Source organism: Mucilaginibacter ximonensis, from assembly GCF_042686265.1.
Classification (GTDB): domain Bacteria; phylum Bacteroidota; class Bacteroidia; order Sphingobacteriales; family Sphingobacteriaceae; genus Mucilaginibacter; species Mucilaginibacter ximonensis.
In genome coordinates, this window is the sequence record NZ_JBHUPD010000002.1 from 1,009,509 (window position 1) to 1,035,632 (window position 26,124).

General features: G+C 45.4%; 25 protein-coding genes. 9 read left to right on the forward strand and 16 right to left on the reverse strand.

The features are described from left to right. Nucleotides 1–46: 46 nt before the first annotated feature. Nucleotides 47–1,042, reverse strand: a complete 996-nt coding sequence (locus ACFS5N_RS12065) for a tetratricopeptide repeat protein (protein WP_377185711.1) — start codon at nt 1,040–1,042, stop codon at nt 47–49. 141 nt (nt 1,043–1,183) lie between these two features. Between ACFS5N_RS12065 and ACFS5N_RS12070 the strand changes: the two genes are divergently transcribed. The 3 genes from ACFS5N_RS12070 (at nt 1,184) to ACFS5N_RS12080 (ending at nt 3,634) form a co-directional block, all read left to right on the forward strand. Beyond that, nucleotides 1,184–2,509 (forward strand): serine hydrolase domain-containing protein, encoded by a 1,326-nt coding sequence (locus tag ACFS5N_RS12070; protein WP_377185713.1) that lies wholly within the window; start codon nt 1,184–1,186, stop codon nt 2,507–2,509. A gap of 38 nt (nt 2,510–2,547) precedes the next feature. Further along, nucleotides 2,548–2,853, forward strand: coding sequence for a YbaB/EbfC family nucleoid-associated protein (locus tag ACFS5N_RS12075; protein WP_377185715.1), 306 nt, complete (start codon nt 2,548–2,550; stop codon nt 2,851–2,853). Between the two features lie 106 nt (nt 2,854–2,959). Then, nucleotides 2,960–3,634 carry a metal-dependent hydrolase gene (locus ACFS5N_RS12080; RefSeq protein WP_377185717.1) on the forward strand — a complete coding sequence of 225 codons (675 nt, stop codon included), beginning with the start codon at nt 2,960–2,962 and terminating at the stop codon, nt 3,632–3,634. Between the two features lie 88 nt (nt 3,635–3,722). Here ACFS5N_RS12080 and infB read toward each other — a convergent pair whose 3' ends face one another. The 5 genes from infB to rlmF form a co-directional block, all read right to left on the reverse strand. After that, nucleotides 3,723–6,671, reverse strand: coding sequence for a translation initiation factor IF-2 (infB, locus tag ACFS5N_RS12085; protein WP_377185719.1), 2,949 nt, complete (start codon nt 6,669–6,671; stop codon nt 3,723–3,725). Between the two features lie 63 nt (nt 6,672–6,734). Then, entirely contained in the window at nt 6,735–7,970 is a 1,236-nt protein-coding gene (gene nusA / locus ACFS5N_RS12090; RefSeq protein ID WP_377185721.1) for a transcription termination factor NusA, read from the reverse strand. Between the two features lies 1 nt (nt 7,971). Then, nucleotides 7,972–8,442 carry a ribosome maturation factor RimP gene (locus tag ACFS5N_RS12095; RefSeq protein WP_377185723.1) on the reverse strand — a complete coding sequence of 157 codons (471 nt, stop codon included), beginning with the start codon at nt 8,440–8,442 and terminating at the stop codon, nt 7,972–7,974. A gap of 132 nt (nt 8,443–8,574) precedes the next feature. Next, nucleotides 8,575–8,997, reverse strand: coding sequence for a hypothetical protein (locus ACFS5N_RS12100; RefSeq protein WP_377185725.1), 423 nt, complete (start codon nt 8,995–8,997; stop codon nt 8,575–8,577). Nucleotides 8,998–9,051: 54 nt separating this feature from the next. After that, on the reverse strand, nt 9,052–10,014 hold the full coding sequence (gene rlmF / locus ACFS5N_RS12105; protein ID WP_377185727.1) for a 23S rRNA (adenine(1618)-N(6))-methyltransferase RlmF: 963 nt from the start codon (nt 10,012–10,014) through the stop codon (nt 9,052–9,054). Between the two features lie 90 nt (nt 10,015–10,104). Here rlmF and ACFS5N_RS12110 point away from each other — a divergent pair, with 90 nt between their 5' ends. Continuing rightward, nucleotides 10,105–11,616 carry an alpha-L-fucosidase gene (locus ACFS5N_RS12110; protein WP_377185729.1) on the forward strand — a complete coding sequence of 504 codons (1,512 nt, stop codon included), beginning with the start codon at nt 10,105–10,107 and terminating at the stop codon, nt 11,614–11,616. A 39-nt stretch (nt 11,617–11,655) separates the two neighbouring features. Next, nucleotides 11,656–12,888: a hypothetical protein gene (locus tag ACFS5N_RS12115; protein WP_377185731.1), complete on the forward strand. Its 1,233-nt coding sequence runs from the start codon at nt 11,656–11,658 to the stop codon at nt 12,886–12,888. A 97-nt stretch (nt 12,889–12,985) separates the two neighbouring features. On the opposite strand, the gene ACFS5N_RS12120 is transcribed toward ACFS5N_RS12115, so the two are convergent. From ACFS5N_RS12120 to ACFS5N_RS12130, 3 genes are all read right to left on the reverse strand, one after another. Beyond that, nucleotides 12,986–14,113: a glycerate kinase family protein gene (locus ACFS5N_RS12120; protein WP_377185733.1), complete on the reverse strand. Its 1,128-nt coding sequence runs from the start codon at nt 14,111–14,113 to the stop codon at nt 12,986–12,988. A 59-nt stretch (nt 14,114–14,172) separates the two neighbouring features. Next, nucleotides 14,173–14,796 (reverse strand): hypothetical protein, encoded by a 624-nt coding sequence (locus ACFS5N_RS12125; RefSeq protein WP_377185735.1) that lies wholly within the window; start codon nt 14,794–14,796, stop codon nt 14,173–14,175. 90 nt (nt 14,797–14,886) lie between these two features. After that, nucleotides 14,887–15,519: a hypothetical protein gene (locus ACFS5N_RS12130; protein ID WP_377185737.1), complete on the reverse strand. Its 633-nt coding sequence runs from the start codon at nt 15,517–15,519 to the stop codon at nt 14,887–14,889. Between the two features lie 161 nt (nt 15,520–15,680). On the opposite strand from ACFS5N_RS12130, the gene ACFS5N_RS12135 reads away from it, so the two are divergent. The 4 genes from ACFS5N_RS12135 to ACFS5N_RS12150 all read left to right on the forward strand — a co-directional run bounded on the left by ACFS5N_RS12135 (nt 15,681) and on the right by ACFS5N_RS12150 (nt 19,396). Continuing rightward, a complete protein-coding gene (locus ACFS5N_RS12135; protein ID WP_377185739.1) occupies nt 15,681–16,376 on the forward strand; it encodes an OmpW/AlkL family protein in 696 nt (231 codons plus the stop codon). A gap of 263 nt (nt 16,377–16,639) precedes the next feature. Further along, nucleotides 16,640–17,530: an SDR family oxidoreductase gene (locus tag ACFS5N_RS12140; RefSeq protein WP_377185741.1), complete on the forward strand. Its 891-nt coding sequence runs from the start codon at nt 16,640–16,642 to the stop codon at nt 17,528–17,530. Then, the gene (locus tag ACFS5N_RS12145; RefSeq protein WP_377185743.1) at nt 17,531–18,457 is read left to right on the forward strand and encodes an NAD(P)H-binding protein; all 927 of its coding nucleotides are present in this window, start codon (nt 17,531–17,533) and stop codon (nt 18,455–18,457) included. It abuts the gene before it with no gap. Between the two features lie 12 nt (nt 18,458–18,469). Further along, nucleotides 18,470–19,396: a helix-turn-helix domain-containing protein gene (locus ACFS5N_RS12150; RefSeq protein WP_377185745.1), complete on the forward strand. Its 927-nt coding sequence runs from the start codon at nt 18,470–18,472 to the stop codon at nt 19,394–19,396. A 176-nt stretch (nt 19,397–19,572) separates the two neighbouring features. Here ACFS5N_RS12150 and ACFS5N_RS12155 read toward each other — a convergent pair whose 3' ends face one another. The 7 genes from ACFS5N_RS12155 to ACFS5N_RS12185 form a co-directional block, all read right to left on the reverse strand. Next, entirely contained in the window at nt 19,573–20,433 is an 861-nt protein-coding gene (locus ACFS5N_RS12155; protein ID WP_377185747.1) for an AraC family transcriptional regulator, read from the reverse strand. 73 nt (nt 20,434–20,506) lie between these two features. After that, nucleotides 20,507–21,268 carry an SDR family NAD(P)-dependent oxidoreductase gene (locus ACFS5N_RS12160; protein ID WP_377185749.1) on the reverse strand — a complete coding sequence of 254 codons (762 nt, stop codon included), beginning with the start codon at nt 21,266–21,268 and terminating at the stop codon, nt 20,507–20,509. Nucleotides 21,269–21,441: 173 nt separating this feature from the next. Continuing rightward, nucleotides 21,442–22,332, reverse strand: coding sequence for an NmrA family NAD(P)-binding protein (locus ACFS5N_RS12165; protein ID WP_377185751.1), 891 nt, complete (start codon nt 22,330–22,332; stop codon nt 21,442–21,444). 64 nt (nt 22,333–22,396) lie between these two features. Continuing rightward, a complete protein-coding gene (locus ACFS5N_RS12170; RefSeq protein WP_377185753.1) occupies nt 22,397–23,476 on the reverse strand; it encodes an alkene reductase in 1,080 nt (359 codons plus the stop codon). A gap of 97 nt (nt 23,477–23,573) precedes the next feature. Further along, the gene (locus ACFS5N_RS12175; RefSeq protein ID WP_377185755.1) at nt 23,574–24,557 is read right to left on the reverse strand and encodes a helix-turn-helix transcriptional regulator; all 984 of its coding nucleotides are present in this window, start codon (nt 24,555–24,557) and stop codon (nt 23,574–23,576) included. Nucleotides 24,558–24,571: 14 nt separating this feature from the next. Beyond that, entirely contained in the window at nt 24,572–25,003 is a 432-nt protein-coding gene (locus tag ACFS5N_RS12180) for a nuclear transport factor 2 family protein (RefSeq protein ID WP_377185757.1), read from the reverse strand. A gap of 4 nt (nt 25,004–25,007) precedes the next feature. After that, nucleotides 25,008–26,048: an NADP-dependent oxidoreductase gene (locus ACFS5N_RS12185; protein ID WP_377185759.1), complete on the reverse strand. Its 1,041-nt coding sequence runs from the start codon at nt 26,046–26,048 to the stop codon at nt 25,008–25,010. Nucleotides 26,049–26,124 lie beyond the last annotated feature (76 nt).

Here is a 26,124-nt window from a genome sequence, read left to right on the forward strand (position 1 = left end):
ACTAATATAAGGTTTGTTAAGTAGGGGTGCTTACATGTATTTAAGTCTATTCGGTTTGCCTTTTTTGAGTATTTAGCCAAATGTTAAAAGCTTTAACATCATCGTTGTGTGCTTTTAACCACGCGATGTTGTCTTGTGGTGATAAACTTACCGCTATAAAACGAGTATAGGTATCCATATAATTTGTAGTTGCAATGGCGCCAAAAAAATCGCCGAAATACCTGGCAAAGAATGATGATCCGAATTGATTTTCCTGTGACTGTATTGCTTTATAAGAAGCTGTTAACTGCAACACTAACGAATCAATTGGTGCAAGGCCGGTTTTGCCGGCAGTGGCAACTGTAACTGCGCCTGCAATTGTCTCCTGCTCCAATTTGGCAACAGGGTCGGCATTGGTATTTGGTTTTGCATATAATATTGATTTGATAACATTGCAAGCACCTAACGACTGGTTATTTGAGCCAAACATCAAATAGTTAGATAAGCCTAACAAAGCCTCGGCATTTTTTCCCTGAAGGTAGGCGGCAACCGCATAGTTTTGATAACTCCGGGCATGCCTTGGATCTGCTTTTATTGCCTCTGCCGCCGCTGCTTGTGCTTGTGGATACTTTTTCTGTCGTGAATATGACACGCTTAAATTTAGCCAGAGATTACGGTCTTTTGGCCAAAGTGAGATACCCTTGGTGTAGTAGCTGGTGGCTTTATCAAAATCACCCTTCATATCGTAAGCGTCTCCAAGTGCAGCGTACACATTTGGCGTACTGATACTGGTAAGCAATTTTTCAAGAATAATTATCGCATCGTCATGCTTTCCCATAATGTTAAGCGTTATCGCCTTTTCATAAAGCACCGGTTTGGAATCAGGCGAAGCCTTGAGCACTTCATCATATATCGCCACGGCTTCTGCAAATTTACCTGCATCGGTTAGCGCTATACCTGCCTTCATCAAAGAGTCTGTATGCGATGGTTTATTTTGTGCAAATAGTGCGTTTACGCTTAACGATAAAATTATGATCAATGCTAAACTGCGATAGGTTTTCATATTTATACTGGTTTGAAAGGTTTGTTTAAAAATAGTTAGGGTTATTAACTAAAACAATAAAAATGTTTAAAACTTTACTTTCAGCAAGGCTTATATTTTGCAATTTTCGCAGTTCATTTACCCCAAAAGAGTTATTTGCTTATGAGTTTTATAAAACAACGTCTACTAACGTTTAGTGTTTCAATGCTGATGCTGGCATCATGTTCGTCAGGCAGCGATAAAGGAGGTTCGATCTTTAGTCCGCCAGAAAAAAGCAAACCGTTAGATACTAAAGCGTTGTTGGCCTACAACCCCAAAAATGCCGATAAACAGATAGATGCTTTTATGCAACGCCTGCACAAAGTTGCAGGGTTTAACGGTAACGTATTGGTGGCAAAAAAAGGAAAGATAGTTTACGAAAACGCTTTTGGTTGGGCCAACTACCCAAACCAGGATAGCCTGACGCTAAACTCTCAATTTGAACTGGCATCCATCAGCAAAACTATGACCTCGACCGCTATTTTGCAGTTAATGGAGCGCGGCAAGCTGCACCTTAGCGATTCTGTTCAGCAGTTTTTTCCTAATTTCCCATATCATGGCGTGACTATCCGTATGTTGCTTACGCACCGCTCAGGCCTTCCCAACTATGTATATGCTATTGATGATATTTTTCGCAAAGAACATCGCGACCAGAAAAAAGGTGTCACCAACCAGCAAATGATGGATTTACTGGCGCAATACAAGCCTGCACGTTATAATGTGCCTGATAAAGGTTATCATTACAACAACTCCAACTTTATGGTGTTGGGCTCTATCATAGAGAAGGTTGCGCATATGCCATATGCAGATTATATGATGCAGAACGTGTTCTTGCCGGCGGGCATGAAGCATACGAATGTATACTCCAAGGCTACTTACGACAAGATACCTACCAAGGTATTAGGACATGATCGTAACAGCTGGCGCTACTCGGTAGCGCAGAACTACCTGGACGGCCCTGTCGGCGATAAAGGCATTTACAGTACCGTAGGCGATCTTTTCTTGTTTGACCGTGCATTGCGCGCCGGCTTGCTCATTAAACAGGCCACGCAAGATTCGGCCTATACCAACCGTGTCCCGTTAAAGAACGGTCATTTTGGTTACGGTTACGGCTGGCATTTGTTTGAGGCGCCCAACGAGAAGGTGGTCTACCATACCGGTTGGTGGCACGGCTTCAGGCACAATTTTTTGCGCGATATGAAGGAAGACGTTGTAATTATATTGTTAGATAACATGACCAACGGTAGCCTGCTGCACCTTGATGATCTGTTCAAAATGACCGGCATGCCTGTAATACGTGCAGGGGCTTACGGCCGCGACGGTGAGGAAGAGGACGAGCAGGCACAAGCGCCTGTGGCTAAAAAGAGCCAGAAACCCGCTAAAAAGCAAAAGGAAAAAACGGCTGCCAAACACAGCAACGTTAAAAAGCACAAAGCACATAAACATTAAGTTGTAAATACTGTTTGGTAAAAGGGAAAGGAGTTAACATGTTCGACAAACTATTTGAAGCACAACAAAAGGCAGGCGAGGCTAAACAGCGCCTGGACAACATTACCGTAACCGGCACCGCCGAGGGTGGCAAGATCAGCGTGACAGCTAACGGCAATAAGGTTATCAAGTCGATCAACATCGACGAGGAGTTTTTTAAGAGAGCAGATCGCGAAGAGATTGAAGAGCTGGTTGCGCTGGCAGTAAATAAAGCTATTGAACAGGCTGAAAACGTGAGCCAGGCCGAAATGGCGGCAGTTACCCAACAGATGTTTGGTAATCTGGGTGGCATGTTTGGGCAATAAGCGGCGACCCCACCCAAACCCTCCCCGGCAGGGAGGGCTTTAATAAAAGTTTAAAATAAAATCACTAAAAAGTCTCCCCGTCCGGGGGAGATTAGAGGGGGCAAATATGAAATTAACATTCTACGGCCAATCAACCATTATGATTGAAACTGAAGGGAAGAAATTATTATTCGATCCCTTTATCTCGCCAAATCCGGCGGCTAAGCATATCGATATTCACAGTTTAAAACCCGACTATATTTTGGTATCCCACGGTCATGGCGACCATGTGGCCGACTTAATCGCGATACAAAAAAGCAGCAATGCGAAAGTTATTTGCATAGCCGAGATTGCTACCTGGTTAGGCAAACACGATATTGAGGCACATGGTATGAACATTGGCGGTGGCTTTAACTTTGATTTTGGCAGGGTTAAAATGGTGAATGCCATTCACTCAAGCACCATGCCTGACGGGGCTGCGGGTGGTAACCCGGCAGGCTTTGTGATCTACTCGGGCGGCAAAAAAATCTATTTTGCGGGCGATACCGCCTTAACTTACGACATGAAGTTACTGGAGGACGAGAATCTTGACTGGGCCATACTTCCTATAGGTGACAACTATACCATGGGTGTTGACGATGCTATCAAGGCCACTAAATTTATTAATTGCAATAATGTTATCGGTGTGCATTATGATACCTTTCCGGTTATAGCCATCAATAAGGACGAATCAATAGAGAAGTTTGTAAAAGCAGGCGTAAATATTAAGTTGCTGGCTTTGGAGGAAAGTATAGAATTGTAAAACAAAAAGAATATCATCCAACTCACAACAAAAACAAAAGGCTCTCAAGAACAAATCCTGAGAGCCTTCTTTATGTTTAAAAAAGCTGTTACAGCTTGCGCTTAACTTCTACATTTTCATAAGCTTCAACAATGTCGCCTACTTCAATGTTATTGAAGTTTTGAATGTTCAGACCGCACTCATAGCCCGCGTTTACTTCTTTAACATCGTCTTTATAACGTTTCAATGAAGCCAGTTCACCGGTATGGATAACCACACCTTCGCGGATAATGCGGATCTTGCTGTTACGGGTAATCTTACCGTCTAACACCATACAACCTGCAATGGTACCCACCTTGCTGATCTTGAAGGTTTCACGTATTTCAACATTTGCAACAATCTTCTCTTCAAACTCTGGTGCCAACATACCTTCCATCGCAGCCTTGATCTCGTTGATCGCGTCATAGATAATTGAGTACAGACGGATATCGATCTGTTCAGCCTCGGCCAGTTTACGTGCACCGCTTGATGGACGAACCTGGAAGCCGATAATGATCGCGTCGGAAGCTGTAGCCAGTAACACATCCGATTCAGAGATCTGACCAACGCCTTTAGAGATAATGTTCACCTGGATCTGCTCGGTAGACAGTTTCAATAATGAGTCTGATAGAGCCTCTATTGAACCATCCACGTCACCTTTTACAATCACATTCAGCTCCTTAAAGTTACCTACCGCTAAACGACGGCCAATCTCATCAAGCGTAATGTGTTTCTGTGTACGTAAACCTTGCTCGCGTTGCAATTGCAAGCGTTTGTTGGCAATTTCGCGTGCTTCAGGCTCGCTTTCAAGGGCATTGAATTTATCGCCTGCAGTAGGCGCACCCTGCATACCCAACACCTGTACCGGTGTTGATGGACCGGCAGCCTCTACACGCATGCCGCGCTCATTGGTTAAAGCCTTAACACGCCCACTGTAGCAACCGGCCAAAATCGGATCGCCCACACGTAGCGTACCTGCTTGTACCAGGATGGTGGTCACAATACCGCGCCCTTTATCTAAAGCAGCCTCAATAACGGTACCTACTGCGCGTTTGTTAGGATTAGCCTTCAGCTCAAGCATTTCGGCCTCTAACAATATTTTCTCTAATAATTTATCAACGTTTAAGCCGCTTTTGGCTGATATTTCCTGACTCTGGTATTTACCGCCCCATTCTTCAACCAAAATGTTCATAGCAGCTAATTGCTCGCGCACTCTGTCGGCGTTTGCTCCCGGTTTGTCTATTTTGTTAAAGGCAAAGATGATAGGAGCGCCCGCAGCCTGTGCGTGGTTTATAGCCTCGCGGGTTTGCGGCATCACTGCATCGTCCGCTGCTATCACGATGATCACAATATCTGTTACCTGGGCACCTCTGGCACGCATAGCAGTAAACGCTTCGTGACCCGGAGTATCCAGGAATGTTATTTTACCTCTGTTGTCTGGTAAAGTCACCTCATAAGCGCCAATGTGCTGGGTAATACCACCTGCCTCGCCACCAATAACATTGGTTTTGCGAATAAAGTCAAGCAAAGAGGTTTTACCGTGGTCAACGTGACCCATGATGGTAACTATCGGCGCACGAGGTCTAAGGTCTTCCGGCTCATCAGGTTGGTCTAAGTTTGCTTCTTCATCCTGTGGTTTCACAAACTCAACCTGGTAACCAAACTCGTCAGCAACAATGCTCAATGTTTCGGCATCCAAACGCTGGTTGATCGATACGAACATGCCCAAAGCCATACAAGTTGAAATAACCTGCGTAACCTGTACATCCATCATCGAAGCTAACTCGTTCGCTGTTACAAACTCGGTAACCTTAAGCACTTTTGATTGTGCTTCCTGTTCCATTGCCAGCTCTTCTGCACTTGCCGCTACATCATCACGTTTTTGACGACGTAATTTGGCGCGCTGTGCAAATTTACCCGACTTACCTGCACCGCTTAAACGGGCAAGTGTAGCCTTAATCTGGTCTTGTATATCTTTTTCAGAAGGTTCCTCTTTTGGCGTAGCCGGAGCATTTCTGTTAAAGTTATTGTTAGGACGATTTCCCTGATAACCTCCGCCCGGGCGATTGTTGTTAGGGCGATTTCCCTGATAACCTCCGCCACCTTGACGATTACCGCCGTGCTGGCCCCCTTGCTGATTACCGGCTTGTTGATTGTCACCCTGTTGCTGGCCTGTGTTACCACCATCTGGTGTACCGTCTTTACGTTTACGTTTACGCTTATGGTCATTGTTGGTATTTGATGATGATGCTACCGGGTTACGTTTAGGCGTAACCGGTAATGTGATCTTACCTACAATGTTTGGACCGCTTAAGCGCTCCGCTCTGGCTCTGATTACCTCTTCGTTTTCGTCGCCTTCAGCGTTAGCTGTGTTGGCTGGCGGAGGGGTAGCAGGTGCTTTCGGCGTTTCAACTTTCGGCGCTTCAGGCACAGGTGCTGGTGTCGGTACCGCAGCAACCGGTTTAACCTCGGCAACCGGTTCAGGTGCTTTAGCTTCTGGCTTTGGGGCCTCAACTTTTGGTGCAGCCGGCTCTGGCGCCTTTGGTTCTTCCTTAGGAGGAGTAGCGGGTTTAGTATTTAAATTGTTAAGGTCAATTTTTCCTACAATTTTCACACCACGCAAACCATCGCTGCTCTCTTCGGCCTTCTCAGGTTCTGGTACGGGAGCAGGCTTCGGCTTTTCAGGCGCTGGCGGCGCAGTAAAGTTTCCGGCGTTCTTTATCAGGATTTCTTCATTCTCGAAATCTCTTGAACGACGAGCCTCTACCGGCTTCTCAGGAATAGAAGCAGCTTCATCTTTACGTATCTTACCGATACTGATTTGCTTAGCTTCTTCCTTTATGCTTTTATCGGCAGCATACTCCTTCAATAGCACACCATACATTTCTCCATTTAGCTTTGCCATCGGAGATTTATCAATCTTGTACCCTTTGGAAGCTAAAAAGTCGACAATTGTACCTGTGCCAATGTTCAGCTCTTTTGCAGCTTTAATTAAATTTATGGATTTGTCTTCTGACATTTATTAAATTTTCTTTCCTTGCTATTTATGCAAAAATACGATTTTAATTTTGCTTAATTTTTTTTATTCAAATTCTGCCTGCAATATTGATAAAACTTCTTTTACGGTTTCTTCTTCCAAATCGGTACGTTTTACCAATTCGCCTACAGATAACGCTAAAATTGATTTCGCTGTATCCAAACCAATGCGCTTAAACTCGTCGATTATCCAGCCATCAATCTCGTCTGAGAATTCTTCAATATCCACATCCTCATCATGCTCGTCAGCTTCACGATAAACATCAATTTCGTAACCTGTCAATTTACCTGCCAGTTTGATGTTATGTCCACCGCGACCAATAGCTAATGACACCTGATCTGGTTTCAAGTATACCGCAGCTGTTTTTTTCTCATCGTCCAATTTAATTGAAGTGATTTTAGCCGGCGATAAAGCACGCTGAATATATAACTGCGTATTGTTAGTATAGTTTATAACATCGATGTTTTCGTTTTTCAATTCACGAACGATGCCATGAATACGCGAACCTTTCATACCAACGCAGGCGCCTACCGGGTCAATACGGTCATCGTACGATTCAACAGCTACTTTGGCACGCTCACCCGGCTCGCGAACAATCTTTTTAATAGTGATCAAACCATCAAAGATCTCCGGCACTTCCAGCTCAAATAAGCGCTGTAAAAACTCAGGCGCTGTACGAGAAATAATGATCTTAGGGTTGCTGTTCATCATATCCACTTTGTAAACAATAGCTTTAACGCTATCACCTTTTTTAAAGTAGTCGGCCGGTATCTGTTCTGATTTCGGCAGCAACAACTCGTTACCTTCGTCATCCAGTACCAAAGTTTCTTTTTTCCAAACCTGGTAAACCTCACCCGTAACAATTTCACCCACACGGTCTTTATATTTCTTAAAGATCTCGTCTTTCTCCAGCTCCAGGATTTTTGATACCAGGGTTTGGCGCGCTGCTAATATAGCGCGGCGGCCGAAGCTCTCTAACGTAATCTGCTCAATGAACTCGTCGCCCACTTCCAGATCCTCATCATATTTTTTTGCTTCAGCCAGCTCAATTTCCAGGTCATCATCCTCACTAAACCCATCTTCCATAACGATACGCGTGCGCCAAATTTCCAAGTCACCGTTATCTGTGTTCACAATCACATCGCAGTTTTCATCAGTTCCATATTTTTTACGGATCATGCTTCTGAAAACGTCTTCCAGCACGCTCATCATTGTTGGGCGGTCAATGTTTTTGAAGTCCTTAAACTCCTGGAATGAATCAATTAAATTGATATTGCTCATTTTACTTAAATGATATTAAAACTTTAGTTTCTGATATTTGCTCTAACGGGATAATGCTTTCAATAATTTCAGCCTTTTTCCCTTTTTCTTTTATTTTTTCTTCAATCTGGATAGCGTCTTCAGTTAAACCCGAAAGTATACCCTCTCTTTTGGTGCCATCGGCCATTTTAATAGATAGGTTGCGACCAATGTTTTTAGTGTACTGTCTAGGGTTTAACAACGGGGTATCAATACCCGGCGACGATACCTCCAGGTTATAAGCCGTTTTAACCGCGTCCTCTTCTTCAAGTTTAAAACCTACATAACGGCTTATCTGTACGCACTCGTCAATGCCCACCCCTTTATCGCCGTCAATCAAGATGATCAATTTGCCATTGCTGCGCATTTTAGCACTTACCAGAAATACGTCCGGACGGCCAATTTCGGCTATCTTTTCGCTTACCAGTTCAGCAACTCTTTGTTCGATATTCATTATTCAACCTCGCTTTTTCTGTTGCCAATATTTCCTGATCAGAAAATATCGGTAAATAAAAGAGGGGGCAAATGGCCCCCTCCCTCGTGTTCAGTGATGCAAATATAGCTAAATTTTTTAAAAAGCCAAACGCTATGGCTTAAAAATCAAATCGGTATAACGCAATTGCCCCGGTTTGGTACCTCTGCGTACATAATCCCAGATGTCTTTATCGCCCCCGTGCTTATAGTAGCGCAGAAAGTAAACCTGCTGTTTCACAAAGGGTGTATCGGGCGTAAAAACCACGGAGCCTTGGCTAACCCGATATTTGCCGGGCTGTGTAGGCTGGTAGTCCTTCAGATCAGTGTCTGCCGGCAGGCGCGATATAGCAAACAAACTTTCCCAATTTTTAGCCGTATCCCGATCGATATCATTTAGTATTACAGAATCAACCCCTGTTATTTTGAGGGAACGGTTATTATTCGTCAGGCTGATGTGTATAGTATAAATAGCATGCTTGTTTTTAGCACAACCCAACATAATTAATGCTGATAAATATATACACCATCTTCTCATGCAACCTGAAATAATTAATGTAATTAAATTAATGACTGGTGACAGAATATAAGTTTATTTAAACCGCTCAGCCGTCCAGGCCAGCTGTTCATCTTTAGACATAAATGTCCAGGCAACCATACGCGAGTTTTTCTGTCCTTGCGCCATGCTGATGATACGTACATCGGTAGCCTTTACCCAGCGCAGGCTGCTTTCAACGGTTGGCAGCGTTTCTTTTTTTGAAACCAACGAGGTAAACCACAGCACTTGTTTACCAAACCCGGCACTTTCTTCAATCATACGGCGAAGAAAGCCGGCTTCGCCGCCCTTTGTACAAAGCTCATTTTTTTGACCGCCAAAATTCAACAATGTTGGTTTAGTCATCACACCCAACTTCTTCCATTTTTTGGCAGTTACTTCCTTTGCGTCTTTAAACGACGCATGGAAAGGCGGGTTGCACATAGTCAAATCATAACGTTCGGCGGGTTTAATGATACCGGCAAATATTTTACCCCAATCATGTTGCATCCTGAGGGTAATACGGCTTTGAAATTCTTTATTGGCCGACAATATCTTGTTCGCATTTTGTAAGGCAACCGGGTCAATGTCCGAGCCTGTAAATTTCCAATTATAAACGCTGTTACCAATGAGCGGATATACCAGATTGGCGCCGACGCCAATGTCAAGCACTTCAATATAATTCCCTTTCGGGATATTTCCGTCATTAGTTTCGGCCAGTAAATCGGCAGCGTAATGCAAATAATCTGCCCGGCCCGGAATAGGGGGGCATAGATATCCTTCGGGGATATCCCAATCTCTCACCCCGTAATATTGCCTCAGCAAAGCTTTATTCAGCGTTTTTACCGCTAATGGGTCGCTAAAATCAATCGACTCGGTACCAAACTTATTCATGCCCAAAAAATCCTTTAATTCGCTGTTAATGCGACATAGCAATTTAAAATCATAACCCGCCCGGTGAATATTGCGCGGGTGCATGTTTTCCTTTTCGGCTGGTTTTTGTGGCTGCTCTGCTTTCATGGCGCTAAGGTCGGTATAAATAACAATTTTCCGACTATGGTGAATTTTATAATGTTTTGTCCCTACCTTTAAATTACCAATTAACCCAATATGAAACTCCACGTTAAACTGCTGCTATGGGGCACACTAACTATCGGTGCGTCTATCGCGCAAGCGCAAAACCTGCCCATTAATGCCGGCCCTTACAAACCCACCGAAGAATCGTTGAAGCAATATCAGTACCCAACCTGGTTCAGAGATGCCAAGTTTGGTATCTGGGCGCATTGGGGCCCCCAGGCTGTGCCGCGCCAGGGCGATTGGTACGCCCGCAATATGTATGAGCAGGGTAGCCGTCAAAATAAATGGCACGTGGCGCATTACGGCACGCCTTCAAAATTTGGTTATAAGGATATCATCCCGCTTTGGAAGGCTGAAAAATGGGACCCCGATAAGCTGATGGCGCTTTATAAAAAAGCAGGTGCCAAGTACTTTGTGAGCATGGGTACGCATCATGACAATTTCTTTTTGTGGAAATCGGCCCTGCATAAATGGAACGCCTACAACATGGGGCCACATAAAGATGTGGTGGGACTATGGGAAAAAGCAGCCCGTAAACAAGGTTTGAAATTTGGTGTGTCTGAGCATTTGGGCGCAAGCTATACCTGGTTCCAGCCTTCGCATGGAGCCGATAAAACCGGCGAGTATGCCGGTGTGCCTTACGATGGGGCCGAACCGCAATATGCCGACCTGTATCACCCCAAAGCCGCACCCGATGACCGGGGCTGGCTAAGTAAAAACCCTGAATGGGCGAAAGAGTGGTATGGCTGTATTAAGGAACTGGTTGACAATTATCACCCCGACTTGCTATATTCTGACAGCGGCTTCCCATTTGGTGATACCGGCAGGGCTATGGTGGCTAATTATTATAATGGTAACTTAACCGCCAACAATGGCAATTTAACAGCTATTTATACGTGTAAACAAACCTCAAATGGTGCCTGGGTTGAAGACCTGGAGCGCGGTATTCAGGAGGGTATTAACCCATACCCATGGCAAACTGATACCTCTATAGGCGATTGGTTTTATCAAACAGGTCAGCAATACAAAACCGGTACCGAGATTATACAAATGCTGGTTGATATCGTCAGTAAAAACGGCAACTTGTTAATCAATATTGTGCAAACACCCGAGGGCGATCTGGAACCCGATGTGCTGAAAATAGTGAATGAAATAGCCGGTTGGATGCCGCAAAACGGTGCGGGCATTTATGGCACCCGCCCCTGGAAAATTTATGGCGAAGGGCCGTCGACCGTAAAATCAAACATGAAAAAAGGTCAGTTTGCTGGTTTAAGCGATACGCGCCCTTTCACGTCTGCCGACATCCGTTTTACAACCAAAGGCAACAAGCTTTACGCATTTTGTATGGCGAAACCTGATGGCGATATCCGTATCACCTCGCTGGGTAAAAACGCTAAACTAAATGATAAGAAGATAACCAAAATATCCCTGCTGGGCAGTAAGCAAAAATTAAAATGGAGATTAACCGATGATGCATTGGTGATTAGTAAACCGGCAACATTTCCTGATTGGGCAGTTCAAGGCTTTGAGATCGAGTTGGATTAATGCCTGCTTATCGGCGTCAAAATCAGATAATGTAAGAACATGAAGAAATTATCCAAATTCGTCATCTTTTGTTTAGTCAGCACAGCGGCATTAGCTACAGCAGCTGCTAAGCAACCCAACTATAAATTCAAAGGCACAATATCGCGCAATGTGTTAGAGAACTACCTCGACAGGGCAATTACTATGCAAAGCCTTTTGGTGGGCCAGGGAAATTTTGACGATAATTTACGGATGATTAAAAATATAGGGGCTAAGTTTATTGGCCGTGCAGTGTGCCAGTGGGGGCAGGAAGCTGATATCCCTCAGAATTTAATTAAAGAAAAAGAGCTAGCCATCAAGGTTCATGATATAGATCCGGATATCATTTTACAGGCCTGCATTTTTGAGATTGTTACGCCGCGGGTAAATCAATTGGCCATACCTGATTGGGCCTTCAGGGCCTTGAGTTTACCTGTAGAACATCGAAATTTTAACTACGATTTGATGTTATATCCCGATGGCAAATTCAAAGGACAATGGGGGCGCGGTTCTGTGCCTGATATAAGTCGGAATGAAACCAAGTTGTTTTTTTATTACCTGGGTGCATCATATATCGATGCAGGAATTGAGGGCTTGCACTTTGGCCAGGTAGAGTTGATGAACAAAAACGACAGGAACCTGGACCATTATGCGCAGGTTCTGGGTTTGATTCGCGAATATGCTCATAAACACGCCCGCCGCAAAATGGTTATATGCGACTCGCATGTACCAAGCGGTGGCTTTGTGAAAGACGGCCATTTATTAATGGATGTACATGCATTTCCGTTGCGTATCGAAGAGACTCCCGACAAACCCGAAGAAGCCAAGCTGGAAGTTGGACATACCGATGCATTATTTCTGCGCAGCAAGGGAGGTATAACCCCGAGCGGCTGGAGCTGCGAGCATTTGCCTTACCTGGTTGAATTTGATAATTACGGCGTCAGCAAACAACCCAGCCAGGCACACGCCGCCGGTTTAAATATCTGGGTTTGGGGTTATGACGAGATTAGCTGGTTTGCCCATCAGCCTGCAGCCTACCGCCGTCAATGGCTGTATTACGCTTTTGATTGGATAAAAAAAACTGACCCAAATGGTCATGTTGAGATGCCCGGAGGTCGGCAAACAACATCGCCTATAGACAAAAAACGCTGGTACTACGCAAATCATCAAAGTACTGCCGTGCCTGAAGGTCAGGGTGATGAGGATACTATCCGCGATATTTGGGCCGCCAATGATAAAAGTAAGCTGAATTAAAGCCCGGTACAGAACTTGTAGTTAAGGCAGCGCAAACAAATAGGTATATAATAATAGGCAAGATCTTCCCGCACGCTCTACCAAATAGCACACTTAATTAGCCGCCCAACCCATTGCCGATCTGTTCGGCCGTTAAAATTAGGTTTTGGCGGGTGTTTTTAAGCGCTGTTTCCAAATCGACCGGCGTTTTGTTGATATTGATAAGCTGGTCGAAAAGTTGATTCAGGCCGGTATTTGGTTGCGTTGGTACATTGCCGGCGACGCCGATAACTTTAATACCCTTTTGTTTTGCAGCTATCGCGACGGCCACCGGTGCTTTGCCACCCAGTGTTTGTTCATCAATACTGCCTTCGCCAGTTATTACCAGATCGGCATCTTTGAGCGCTGCATTAAAGTTGGTTAGCTGTAAAAACGTATCAGCCCCAGCAACCAATTTGGTATTGCAAAAGGCATACATGGCGGCAGCGGCACCGCCGGCTGTGCCACTATGTTTGATACCCGCCATATATTTGCCCGTCTGTTTCAGGGCAATGTCGGCTAACTTTGTTAGAAAGCCTTCGAGCTTAGGCAAATCGCCGGACGCGGCTCCTTTTTGCGGACCGAAAACTGCAGCAGCTCCCTTATTGCCCAATAATCGATTATCGACATCGCACAAAATCACAATCTCGCAGTTTTGAATACATTTATCTAAACCCGAAGTATCAATATATACCAGGTCATCTAATGTGCCGGGAGTTGCCATCAGTTCGTCACCTTTGGTATTTATAAACTTAATGCCCAAAGCACTTAGTATACCTATGCCTCCATCAATTGTTGCTGAACCACCCATACCAATGACGATTTTTTTTACACCCTTGTGCAATGCTGCTTTTATCAGCTCGCCTGTACCATAGCTATTTGCTTTCAGTGGATTAAGCTCGGTGGGTTTTAGTTGTCTTAACCCTGAAGCATCAGCCATTTCGATAATGGCAGTCTTACCGGCATCTGCTAAACCAAAGTGTGTGGTGATAGGTCGTCCCAGTGCATCGTGGGCCCGCGCTTCAATGCGCTCGCCCTTTAAGTGTTTAATCAATAAATCGCCGGTGCCATCGCCGCCATCAGCAACCGGAAAAATACGACATTGCGCATGAGGTTTACTTTTAAGCAGGCCTTCGGCAATAGCATCGGCAGCACTTCTAGCATCAAGTGCATTTTTAAAGGCGTTTGGTGCTATTACGATATTCATAGTCTATTTGTTGAAGCCCGGTTGATTGATACATCAGGCAACCGAGGTAAAATTGGCGACTATTTATACTTCAGTGTGTAGTAAATATTATAAGGACCTACTTCGTTAAACGCCTTCACTATTTCTTGCAATGAGTTTGACAGATAAAAGATAAAGGCGTAAGCGCCGTTGTCTTTACGCAAGGCTACCATGTTGCAAAATTTATAGGGGGTGCCAAAGTTATTGTTATTGATAGGGATCATCCAATAGGTGCCTTTGTCGGCATTAAACTCTTTTTTTGCTGCTTTGGGGTCAAAGCCACCTATTTGCATTTTGGGGTCCTTTGTGCCGCCGGTAATTTTTATAGCCAGGTTATAACAAAAGGTATCAAAAGGATCGTCGGTTGGCGCAGGCTGACCATTTTTTGTCACAGGTTTGGGTTGTACGGACACGCCAACTCCCGCCTTAGGCATAACAAGGTAACGGATTTCTAAACTGCGTGAAGGATATTTAACCGCATATTGGTAAGAAGCGACTTGATTTTTTACAATAGCTGCAGGTATTGAACCCTTGGGCACCATAAAAGTCATGCCGGCGGCATTAAGTGCTTTACCAAATTCAGCATTAACTTTCGGTTTGTTTGATTGTGCACGGGTTGTTGCAGCCACAAGCAGCAGTACTATAAAAGCATTAAATACTTTCATTGAAGAACATTAAAGTTTATAATTAATTGCGCTAACATAACAAGGATTTTTAATTGTTGCAACCTGGCTAATGACAACCTGTTGATAACGTCAATCTTTGAACTTTAGCGCATAGTAAATATTTTGTGGACCTATAGCCTGGTAATTATCAAACAGTTCTTTCATTGAGTTACATAAATAAAAAATGTAAACATTGGCCACATTATCTTTTTGTAAGGCAGTCATGCTGCAAAATTTATAGTCGGTACCGAAAGAATTGTTTTTAACTGATACCATAAAAAAACCTCCGGCATCTGCACCAAACTCTCTTTTTACATCAGTTGGTGCAAACATGCGGCCCCTGATAGTAGAATCGGGTATACCGCCGCCTGCATTTATAATGGTTGCGTAAATTAAGCCTGTAAGCATTTTGTTAGGGTCTATCATAGAGCTTCCGGGTGCGTGGTTTTTTTGAAATTCCTGGTATTCTTTCACCCGGTTTGCCATAGGCACAATGGTATAACGCACCTCCATGTTTTTGTCAGGATAGTTAACCGCATAATCATAATGGATCTGCCTGTTTTTTACGATGGGAGTGCTAAGTGAACCGGTTGGCTTATTAAACACCATACCGGTTTGCTCAACAAGTTTATTAAATTTTGTTTCGGTGCTATCAACAGCAGATTGCGCATGTACCGCTGCCGAAACAGATAGCAATACTGCAAAAACAAAGATTTTTTTCATGACAAGGCATTAGTTAATTGGTTTAGATTAAATATACAATTGTTTTAAGATATCTGGAAGTAGTTATATCAAACTGATAACGATCATGAAACAGCCTGCCTGACGTCATTAATGATGCGTAAAGCCATACATACTTTTGGGCAACAAAATTCTAAATAAATATGAAAACTTTACGATTATTCATTCTTGCTTTACTGTTAACCATCCCAGTTATGAAATCAATTGCCCAGGAAAAAAACGAATGGGACATCCGTGTTCGCGCCGTAGGTGTCGTTCCGCAAGAGAGCGCAACCATCGGCGTTATAGGCGGTGGTATCAGTTTATCTAACTCCCTTATTCCAGAAGTTGATTTTACTTATTTTATCGCCAAAAACTTTTCGGCCGAACTGATACTAGGAACTACCAAGCATAACGTAAGCACCACGGGCTCTAACCTTACGCCAATTGGCGGACCTGCCTCTGCCGATGTGAAACTGGGCAGCGTGTGGCTGTTACCGCCTACCCTGGACTTTCAGTATCATTTCCCAGTTAGCAAAGTAATAAAACCTTACCTGGGGGCCGGAGCAAATTATACTATTTTTTATAGCGCCAATAAAGGGCCGGTAGTTAATGGTATAGACTACAAAAATAAATTTGCCTTTGCCAGCCAGGCCGGTGTTGATGTGGACATAACCAAAAAAATGTTCGTTAACATTGACCTGAAAAAGATATTTCTGAAAACAAATGTAAAGGTAGATGCTTCAAACCTTACGCCGGCTAATAATCCGGGCTTAGCATCTACACTAGCCAACATTCCTGCTGATGTTAAGATCAACCCTTGGCTTATAGGTGTGGGCATTGGCTGGCGCCTGCGTTAATGGCCGATATATAATAGCAAAAGCCCCCGGCACCCTTGATGGTACGGGGGCTTTTGTTTGTTGAACAATCGGTTAATAACGCACCGTGGCGGGCCGTGCGGCATCAACTCGCCGGCTATCAGCACTGTTGAATGTAATTAAAGATTATAAAGGCGCCGTCACAGACTAACTTTTATATCATCATTTCGGCTAAGCCAAACATGGATTTGGATAAATCTTTTTGCCCGTTACCTTGGTTCTTTGTATCTCATAAAGCAATTAATATGAAAGTATTTGTTACCGGAGCCTCTGGCTTTGTAGGTACTGCCGTTGTGCAGGAGTTATTAAAGGCTGGCCATCAGGTACTGGGGCTGGCGCGTTCTGAAGCGTCCGCAGTTAAATTAAAAGCGGCCGGGGCTGAAGTTCACTACGGCGATCTGGAAGATCTGGATAGCCTTCGACAGGGCGCAGCCGAAAGCGAAGGAGTGATCCATTGCGGTTTTATTCATGATTTCAGCCGCTTTGCGGAAGTTTGTGCTGTCGATGAGAAGGCTATAGAAACGATAGCCAACATACTGGCCGGTTCAAACCGTCCTTTGATCGTTACTTCAGGAACAGCGTTAGTAAATCCTGGTAGTCTGGCTACCGAAGATATGCCATCACCTTTTAATCCGGCCTGGCCCCGTGCTTCAGAACGTGCCGCACAAGCTGCTGTAGTTGCGGGTGTACGTGCCGCCACTGTGCGTTTGCCGCCTTCGGTACATGGCGATGAGGATAAACATGGTTTTATTCCAATCCTGGTGAATTTGGCGCGGGAAAAAGGTTTCTCAGCATATATAGGCGAAGGCCAGAACCGCTGGAACGCCGGTCACCGTCTGGACGCGGCGTTGTTGTATCGTTTGGCTTTGGAGCAAGCTACGCCTGGAGCGCGCTTCCATGCCAGTACCGAGGAAGGTATTACGGTTAAAAGCATCGCCGAGGCCATCGGTAAGCAACTAAACTTGCCGGTTAAATCTATTAACGCTGAAGAAGCAGCCGGGCATTTTAGCTGGTTTGCCCAAATGGCCGCCATCGATTGCCCGTCTTCAAGCAAGTGGACTCAGGAACACTTAAACTGGCGGCCATCGCATCCATATTTATTAACTGATATTGAAAACGGCGTTTACACTAAATAAATGAAGTTTATTGTAACCGGTTCTTTAGGCAACATCAGTAAACCACTTACTGAAATATTAGTAGCCCGGGGGCATGACGTAACCGTTGTGAGCAGTGATGTGAATAAACAGGCGGCCATTCAGGCCTTAGGAGCTTCTGCGGCTATTGGCTCCATTGCCGACGATGAATTTCTGAGGTTCACCTTTCAAGGTGCTGATGCGGTCTACGCCATGATTCCCCTCAGCTTTACGGAGCCTGACCTGGGCGATTATATGCGCCGGATGGCCAAGAACTACGTGCACGCTTTAAGAGCCACCCAAGTTAAGCGTGTGGTGGTGATGAGTGGCTGGGTGGCGGACCTTATCAAAAGCGAAAACCTGGAACACGACTTTGACGGTCTGGAAGCCACCCTCACTTTCATGCGGCCCGGATCATTCTACACGAACTTTTATCAGCATATCGACCTGATCAAAGGAAGGGGCCTGATGGGTAAACTGCTTACACTGCGTTACTCCGGCCTTTGGGCGTTGATAACCGGGAAGACCGGACTGCTGATGGGGAATTGTGGCGGGGAGGACCGGATAATTTTCGTTTCGCCCAAAGATATTGCCGAAGCAGTGGCAGAAGAACTGTTGCTGAGGCCTGAACAAAACACCATCCGTTATGTAGGCAGCGAGGAATTGACCTGTAATGAAGCAGCCCGGATTATCGGCACAGCGGTGGGTAAGCCCTGGCTGAAATGGGTATTGCTCACCGATAAAGCCATGCTGCAAGGATTAAAAATGGCTAAAGTGCCTGAAAAACTGGCCGAAACTTTGGTGGAGATGCAGGCCGCCATGCACAGCGGTAAACCGCTGGAAAATTTCCATCGCAATAACCCGAAAATGGGTAAGGTCAAACTCGCGGATTTTGCACAGGAGTTTGCCCGCGTATACCATCAAAAATAAGTACATTGTACCATGAGCAGTTCGACACCTTTCCGTTTCAGCACCATCGGCGACTATCACCGTGCGGCCGGCCTGCCTAAGCCGGCGCATCCGCTGATCAGTGTGGTCCGCATGGAAAATATTAACCTGCCGATTGCTGAAGTACCTTTCAGTTTGGTGGGTGACTTTTACTGGATATCCATGAAAAAAATGCGGCACATCAAATTCCGCTACGGTCAGCAAACCAGCGACTTTGATGAAGGCGTTTTATTCTTTATGTCGCCCGGTCAACTGTTTGGTGTGGAAAGCGTAGAGCATTCAGCGGACTTGAAAAAGCTGGAAGGCTGGATGATCCTGGTTCACCCCGATTTTTTGTGGAATACACCGCTCGCCAAAAATATTAAGCAATACGATTTCTTTAGCTATTCAGTGAACGAAGCGCTGCATCTTTCTGAAAAAGAAGAAGGGCTGCTTACCGCTATTGTCGACCAGATAGAACAGGAGTATAACACAGCTATTGATCGTTTCAGCCAAAGCGTAATCATAGCACAATTGGAGTTATTGCTTACCTATTCTGAGCGGTTTTATCAGCGGCAGTTCATTACCCGTAAAAAAGCGGGCCATGAATTGCTAACGCGTCTGGAAGACTACCTGGGTAATTATTTTAACAGCGGCGCCTTAGCGAAGCAGGGCTTGCCCAGCGTGACGCAAATTGCCCAAACGTTGAATATTTCGCCGGGGTACCTCAGCAGCCTGCTCAAAACGCTGACGGGGCAAAATATGCAACAGCACCTGCACCATAGACTGATTGAACTGGCTAAGGAAAAGCTTTCCACGACCAGCCTCTCGGTAAGCGAGATAGCTTATGAGCTCGGGTTTGAGCACCTGCAGTCTTTTAGTAAACTTTTTAAGACCAAGACCAGCCTGTCGCCGCTTGAATTCAGGCAGTCGTTCAATTGAAGCCGGCTCGCTAAGCCCAGCCAGCGACATGGGTGTTAAATTGACTTGGTTTATAGCTTTAATGTAAGCGGATTAGTGATTTGTGTGGGACGGTCAATTAAAAGACTGCCTTAATTCCAGGGGTGATTGATTTGTCTTTTTTTTAAATAAAGCGCTAAAGCAAACCGAAATACATACTAATTGATTGATGAACGGAACTGAGCCGGAGACAACTGCGTCTTAATCTTAAACAAACGGCTAAAAGATTGCGGGTGCTCAAACCCCAATTGATAGGCCACTTCGCTAACGCTTAATGTCGTTGTCGCCAGTAACTCCTTTGATTTTTCAATTAGCTGCATATGAATATGCTGCTGCGCGCTTAACCCGGTAAGCGAGCGCAGCATATCACTCAGATAATTTGGCGTATAATTCAATTGGTCGGCCAGCCGCTGTACGGTAAGCAGGCCATGATTAACTGGATTATGGTTTTGGAAATGACTTTTAAGTACTGCTTCGAACTGCTGAAGCAGGTCGCTGGTGGCTGCATACCGGGTTAGGAACTGGCGCTTGTAAAAGCGCTTGGCATACGTCAGCAGCAGCTCAATCTGGGCGATGACCACTTCCTGGCTGAAATCGTCGATACGGCTGTTAAGTTCTTCTTCGATAATTCTGAAAATAGCAGAAATGGTGGCCCTTTCCTGTTGAGAAAGGTGCAGCGCCTCGTTGGACGAATAAGAAAAGAATCCATACTGTCTGATCTTGGCAGCAAGCGGAAAGCCCTGCAAAAAATCCTGATGAAATATCAACGAATAACCCTCATTTCCCTTGTATATCGAAGTGCTTCCTACCACTTGGTTAGGCGCGGTGAAGACCATGCTTCCTTCATCAAAGTCATAATAGCCCTGCCCATACCTGAATTTGCCCCCCAGTTTCTCGATAAAGGATATCTTATAGAGCGTGGTCACATAACTAACCGGCAATCGGCTCAGATTGATAAGCTCATCACGTGTATCAAATAAGGTGACCAGAGGATGCTTCGGTCCAGGCAGGCCCAGCATTCGGTGAATTTCATTAATAGACTCGAGTTTGGGAATTTTGGGCTTTTCCGTTTTCATTTTTAAAAGTAAGTAATTACCAGGGTAGTTTACCATCCGGGCCGGTAAAACCGCCGGTCGGCCCGTCAGTTTCAAGTGCTACGCGGATCGGTTCGCGGGAGCCAACCTCCAGGCTATCGGTTCCGTGGAAGTTGTTAAGTGCGGTAGCGGTATAACCGGGGCTGGTCGCATTTACCTTGATGCCTTCCTTTTCCAGCTCCAGGGCAAAAGCCAGGGTAACGGCATTTAAAGCGGTTTTGGAAGCCGCATAAACGATGCCAAAGTTTTCCCGTGCCCAGCATTCGGGGTCCGAAATCCAGGTCAGCGAGCCAAGTCCGCTGGATACATTAACAATGCGTGCCGCTGATGATTTTCGTAGCAAAGGTAATGCTGTCTGGGTTACTGCAATCACACCGAATACATTGGTCTCCCAAACGATCCGCACTTCGTCCAGAGATACGTTGACGGCGCGGCCGGTGCGCATCAATTCTTCCGGGTCCTTGGGCGCAGGCCCGCCATGAGAGATGCCCGCATTATTCACCAGCAGATCAAGGCGCCCATATTCACCGGCTATTTTGGCTATCGCCGCATCAATACTTTCTTGCCGGGTAACATCCAACTGCACTGCTTTGGCGTTATTGCCGATCTCGGCAGCTGCCTTTTCTCCATTAGCCAGTTTACGAGAACCCAGATAAACAAGGTAGCCGTTTGCAGCCAGCGCCTTAGCTATTTCATTACCGACGCCTTGATTAGCGCCGGTTACCAGTGCGATGAGTTGATTGTGATTTCTATTTTCCATACAATTAATGATTTATTTACACAAAGGTCATTACTACAGCCAGCATGCTTTTAACCAAATCAAGGAGATTTGTAACTAAATCAAAGCACCTGTGCTGGCAGCGTTTTCAGAGCCGCTTAAGGCTCCAGATTCTCCAGCGTGTACTATGGTGTTAACATCATTGTGCCCGTTCTTTAATTGTTAAAATAGACCGCTTTAAAATTGCCTGCGAATTGTTCAAGTTTGATCTTTCCGGTTATTGCTCCGCCTTTGGCAAAGAAGTCATTCATCACAATACCAGCTCTTACTCCCTGGCCCAGTTCGGTGATCAAGCCGGCCAGTTCTGGGGGCAATCCTGCAGATAACATGCCTTGCTTCAATTGCTCGTCGGGTATCTCGGTCCAGGTTAATTCTGGCTTACCAATGGCCCGGCCAAACAATGAGGCAAGTTGATTGCCGGTTGATACATCGCTTACCACATATTTTACCTCAAAACCGTTCCCTTCGCGCTGCAATTCTGCAGCGATGGCTGTAGAGAGATCGTCATGGTGCGTAAACCCGATTTTATCATCGCCGCTGTAGTTATTGCCGAAGATGCCCCTGGTCCTGATCAGCGGAATGTCCCTGAAAAAGTTAACGTAGAAAAAGCCGGAACGCACAACGGTCACATTAACATCCGTTAACTGTTCCTGAAAGATCTGCTCTACGCGGTGCACGCCGCCAACCGGGCCGGTTCCTGCGGGCGCATCAGCGCCTACGCTGCTTAACATCACGACGCGTTTTACGCCGGCAGCTTTGATGGCGTCGGCATAGGCTTTCCCGGCAGCAGCAATGTTTTCGATCATGTTGGCTGGCCCCATCGATGGCGGCATCATGGTGTACACGGCATCAGCGCCCTTGAAAGCTTCTGTTAAAAAGGTTGTGTCGCTGATAGAGCCAATGGCCGCTTTAGCGCCTAGAGTTTCGATCTCGCTTGCTTTGTCTGCTTTGGTGCTGATCACGGTTACTTCGTGCCCGGCAGCGATCAGTTTTTGTACTAAGGGTTTGGCTACATTACCTAATGACCCTGTGGTGGTGATTTTCATTGTTGTATTGTTTTAAGTGGTGATGAAGCTGCCAGTTTAGCCGGCGGTTTCATAGTTGTATGTTTTAAAAAGTGAATGATTCTTCTAATACAGGGTAGTCGATGTAACCTGCTTCGCCCGGTGTATAAAGGGTGTTATAATCCAGGTCGTTTAGCGGCGCTTTTTTTTCCAGCCGCCCGATAAAATCGGGGTTGGCTAAAAAACTTCTGCCGAAAGCTATCAGGTCTGCCGAACCACCCTGCAATTTCGTTTCGGCGGTTTCTGCCGTAAAGCCGTTACAGTAGATAATCGTGTTTTTGAATGCGTCGCGAATAGCGCGATGTGTTTGTTCAGGGATGCCGGGGTTGTTGGAAATGTGCAGGTAAGCAATACCCAGGCGGTTCATCTCCCGGGCCAGGTACACGTAAGTATTGTGTACTTCGGCACTGTCGTAAGCCGGCAGATCGTTAGAGGTTAAGTAGGGCGAAATACGCAGGCCAACTTTATCTGCACCGATAACGGCGGCAATTTGATGCGTAATCTCCAGCAGCAGGCGGCTGCGGTTTTCAACCGACCCGCCATAATTATCAGTGCGGTTATTCACCAGCGGATTTAGTGATTGCTCCAGCAGGTAACCGTGTGCGCCATGCAGTTCTACGCCATCAAAGCCGACTGCTATAGCATTCTGCGCTGCTTTTACGTGATCGGCGATAATGCGGGCGATGCCTTGCTTGTCAAGCGCAAGGGGAGCCGAAAATTCCTGCATACCGGTTTCGGTATAAATTTCACCGGCGGCTTTCAGGTCTGACAAACCCACCAGTTGGTAACCTTGGGGCAAATTGCTGCTGTGCCCGATACGGCCGGTATGCATCAGTTGCAAAAATATTTTGGCGCCGCCTTCGTGTACCGCATTTGTTACCAGTTGCCAGCCCGCTAACTGTTCATCAGAGAAAATACCGGGAATACGCGGATAGCCTAAACCTTCGGGGCTGGGGGAGGTACCTTCGGTTATAATTAGCCCTGCGCCTGAGCGTTGTTTGTAATAGGTGGCCATTAATGCATTGGGCACATTATTAATGGCGCGGCTGCGGGTCATGGGCGCCATCACCACATGGTTTTTTAATTTTAAACTGCCTTTATTGTATGGCTCAAATAACTTTTTCATGTTGCTATGTTTTAATTGACATAGCAAAGGTGGTACTTATGCTCAGGTGATAATAGCGCAAAAGGACGTAAAATCAGTCCAATCCGGCAGAGGTTATTTAGGTTTGGGTAGAGTAGCGCTTGGGCGTAATACTGTAATGCTTTTCAAACAGGCGACTGAAATGACTGAGGTTGGAAAAGCCCAGTTCGTAACCGGTCTCTGCAACTGAACGTTTACCTTGCTTTAACAAAAAGGCGGCTTCTTCCATCCGGGCCCTCTGGAAATAATTGTAGACGGTGTCGCCGAAGGTTTGTTTAAAAAGCTGCTTGAGTTTGGTCTCGCTCATGGCCGCTAACTGCGCCAGTTCATTCAGGACAGGTGGAACGCTCAAGTCTTTTAATAATTCGTTACGGATAAACAACAATCTTTCTACATCGGCGCTGTTTACACTATAATGGTGGGTGTTCTCGCGCAAGGTCAATTGCCGGAATAAAAGATAAATTAGTTCCTGTATCTTAACCTGTATATAAAAGTGGCTCAGATCGTCCCGCATATTCACTGCGGCCATGTGCTTCAGCATGTTCTTCGCTTCCGCCGTCATGCTTTCAAAATACAGAAAAGAGCTGCCATTGTCCGTAATGGTTTGAATGACCGTGTTAGGCTCACTAATATTCAACAGCACTTTCAGATAGGCCGGTTTGATGGCAATAACAATGTAATGAACAGCATGCCCCGCGGGAAAACGGATAGTCGAATTCAGGTCGTTAGAAGTAACCTGTATAGCGGCATCTTCCCGTTCAGAAAAACGCACTTGCTGCCCGTTGTTAAAAGCGATCTCCAGCACGTCTTCATTGCTGTAAAAAAAGATGGTGATCAGTTCATTCCCCAGTCCGGACGAGTTGCGTTTAATCACCAGGTCTTCTTTCAATGTATAATGGTGCAGGGTGACCTTAAAATCTGGCCCGAAGGTCAGCTTACGTATATAACCTTCGCCTATTGCAGCTGGTATCTGCAATAAATTGTTTTCCACCGCTGCACCAAGATGGCGTGCGAAATGCGTCAGAAAATCAAAATCGGGTGTGGACGAAAAGCTGAAGATCATGACCGAAGTTAAACTTAAAAGGCATCATCAGCAATAACAAAATTTCCCCGCCTTGCACTTAAAAACCACTTTCCATTTACCCGTATGTAATGGTCATGATAAATGGCCCCGATAGTCGATTTAACCTTGACTCCGTTTTTAATGCTGATCATTGTTATTTGACTGTACAACGTACCCTCAGCATTGTCGTTCTCTATAAAAACTGTATGCTGTCCGTTGAGATGAAAACCAACCTCAAAATTTCTGTTAAACTCTTTGAAAGCATTGGCCATGGCTTGCCGCCCTTGCAGCTGCATAATGATGGCTCCATCAACGGTGATCTCCGTAATGGCATCTTCGGTAAACCGCTCAACCTGCGAAGAAAAATCCTTTTTATCTGCCAATATAGAAATTTGATCAACCAATGCTCTAAGCTCGAGGCGATCTGATAGTTCTTGTATATTCATGATTTTAGGCTACGGTGAGTACAATCTTTCCCTGGATATGACCTTTGGCGGCCCGCTCGTGTGCTTCGCGCGCTTGAGACAGCGGGAATATGCTGTCTATAAGTACCTTAATGCTTCCATCGTTTAGTAATTTAGCCAGCTGCGCAAGTTGTACCCCGCTGGAGCGGACTTGGACTGATGATACCGTTATGCCGAGTTTTTTTGCTTCCTCGTAACCCGCAAAACCTAACGGATAAACCGGGAACAATGCACCACCGCGTTTTAAGGTTTTTAAAAATCTAGCTGATGACGCACCGCCAACGGTATCCACCACCAAATCTATGTTCTGTACAAATTCGTCAGCAGGTGCTTGCGTATAATCAATAAATTCGTCTGCACCCAAGTTTCGTACCATTGTTTCATGCTGCCCGGCAGCTACACCTATTACTTTGGCTCCGTGAAGCTTAGCTACCTGAACCGCAAAGTGTCCCACACCGCCAGCGGCGCCATTTACCAACACAGTCTTGCCTTTTAACGAGACCGGAACATGCGGATGAGGTTGTAATGGATTCGGCTGATCATGGCCAACCTCCACCAAAAATTGCCAGGCAGTCAATAACGACATTGGCGCTCCGGCAGCGTGTACGTGGTCAATACCGGCAGGTTTAATTGCAAGGTCGGATACAGGTACGCTCACATATTGAGCATATCCCTTACTTTCCCCGATGCTGAAAAAGCGGACCATCGAATAAACCTCATCGCCTACTTTAAAATCTTTTACACTATCTGCCACATCGGCTACAACGCCTGAAATATCAGTGCCGAGAATCATTGGAAACTCACCTTTTGGTTGCCACTCCGGCGGCAGCGAACGATATCCATCGCGCAGATACCAGTCGGGCGGGTTAAGAGCTGAGGCATAAACTTTTACCAGTACTTCCCCGGCTTTTAGCTGCGGCATTGGTGCATCCTCGTAACGAAGTACCTCAGGGCCGCCAAATTCATGTAATCTTACTGCTTTCATAACGCCTTCGGCATGAATTTTTGTATTTAATAACTCTTTCATTGTTTAACTTAATTTTGTTGCGTATTAATGACTTGTTAATGATGATGCAATTGTCGAATAAATAGCTACTTTTGGC